The 652-nt window shown below is 45.4% G+C and carries 1 protein-coding gene; it reads left to right on the top strand.

All coding sequences use genetic code 11. From position 1 onward, the window contains the following. Positions 1–67: 67 nt before the first annotated feature. Positions 68–652 (top strand): tetratricopeptide repeat protein (locus R8N49_RS27880; protein WP_412034928.1); only part of this gene is annotated, 585 nt, incomplete at its 3' end.

Below are 652 nucleotides of genomic sequence, written 5' to 3' on the forward strand. Positions count from 1 at the left end.
AAGTTGAAAATGGTGTGTCGATTGAGCAGTTCGGACAAACCGCAAAAGTGGAGTTCAAATTAGGCAAATGATGAAGAAATTCTTAATCACAACGCTGCTTAGTTTGACCGCAGCCAGTGCGATAGCTCAAGAGCTTAGCCAGTACACCGCATCTAGAGTGCAGCGTGCGCACAGCTTAGCTCAAGAAGAGAAGCTTAAAGAAGCGATCTCAACTCTCGAATCGTTAGACCTATCGCGTGGCTACGATCAAGCGTTTGTTGCTCGTATGCTTGGTATTTTTTATTGGCAGAATGAGCAAGTTAAGCCAGCTATCAAGCAACTGGATTTCGCGGTAAGCAGCGGTTTATTGCAAGACGAGCAAGCGTGGCAAACACGTAAAATGCTAGCGGATATTTTGTTGAACGAACAACAGTTTGCTAAAGCCTTGCCGCACTATTACGAGTTGAGTAAAGCCGTACCTAAAAACCAGAAAGCTCATGAAGTTTGGCTGCGCATTGCACAATCGCATTACCAGTTGAGTCAATGGAATAAAGTGTTATCAGCGATGGGTCGCTACGAGAAGTTTGGTCAGCCGGATGAACTCGGTCCATTGTCGATTAAGCTTTCGTCTGAACTGGAACTCAAAAAGTGGCAGCCTGCTATTGTCACCATC

This window comes from Vibrio sp. 1978, from assembly GCF_033344345.1.